The organism is Salegentibacter maritimus (assembly GCF_016236975.1).
In the GTDB taxonomy this organism is placed as follows: Bacteria; Bacteroidota; Bacteroidia; order Flavobacteriales; family Flavobacteriaceae; genus Salegentibacter; species Salegentibacter maritimus.
The window spans coordinates 1-331 of record NZ_JAEHNY010000039.1 but is presented as its reverse complement, the minus strand read 5'-3'; the positions used below and the strand labels follow the sequence as shown (position 1 = coordinate 331).

The following is a 331-nucleotide window of genomic DNA, read 5'->3' as shown; positions in this document are numbered from 1 at the left end:
TGTGCAGAAAGGTCTACAGCCTGAAGGGAAGCAGGTACCACTCCTTCTATAGAAACATCAAAAATCCTTGTACCTGCTGCTGAAGTACCCGAATACGAATTCCCCATATATAAACGAACCGCATAGGTGCCGGGACTATCCACCGGAAAAGCATAGGTCATATTGGGTTCGCCTTTGCCCCTATCAAAACGTTCAGTGTCATAAATACTTATCGGGGTCGTAGATTGATCGACCGTTGCGGTATAACTTGTCATTCCTCCGGAAAAGGTACTGTTAAGTCCGGGGTAGCTTAAATAAGCAGAATTGTTGTTAGCAGTATCTTCTTCCCAAT

Annotated in this window: 1 protein-coding gene; it reads right to left on the bottom strand. The window is 44.7% G+C overall.

The genetic code is table 11. From position 1 onward, the window contains the following. Positions 1–331: malectin domain-containing carbohydrate-binding protein (locus tag I6U50_RS16200; protein WP_198639560.1), on the bottom strand; the 331-nt coding region annotated here is incomplete at both ends.